This window comes from Marinomonas transparens (assembly GCF_016463975.1).
In the GTDB taxonomy this organism is placed as follows: Bacteria; Pseudomonadota; Gammaproteobacteria; order Pseudomonadales; family Marinomonadaceae; genus Marinomonas; species Marinomonas transparens.
The window spans coordinates 1-409 of record NZ_JAEMNX010000074.1 but is presented as its reverse complement, the minus strand read 5'-3'; the positions used below and the strand labels follow the sequence as shown (position 1 = coordinate 409).

Genomic DNA, 409 nt, shown 5'->3' with positions numbered 1-409 from the left:
CGAGGCGAGCGTCGCACTGCTGTTGGTAATGTTGCCATCGGCATCAATAATGAGCTGGTTGTCCGATTGTATTAAGGCGTTGTCGGTGTTGTTCAATTGTCCCGTCAGAGTTAGGTCGACCTTGTCGATCCCATAGATACTGGCGTTGGCTGTGCGGTTATCCAGTTGTGCAGCAAGGATAGTAAGCTGGTTGGCAGCGAGGATGCTTTGGTTGGTGACCCTATTGGCCTCTATCGTTAATTGCCCATGGGTGGATTCCGAAGACGTTTGGATCTTAGCGCCGTCTTTGTTAACGAGATCCCCTTGCAGTGTGATGACTAGGCTGTCTTTGGCTTGGATGTTACCTTTACTGCCCGTATTGTTTAAAGCCGTCGCGGTTAGGGTGATATTATCGGCCTTTAATTCCCCC

At 50.1% G+C, this 409-nt stretch carries 1 protein-coding gene; it reads right to left on the bottom strand.

Annotated features, from left to right (window positions below):
• A partial coding sequence (locus I8J31_RS20700) for a hypothetical protein (RefSeq protein ID WP_199470483.1) occupies positions 1-409 on the bottom strand: 409 nt, incomplete at both ends.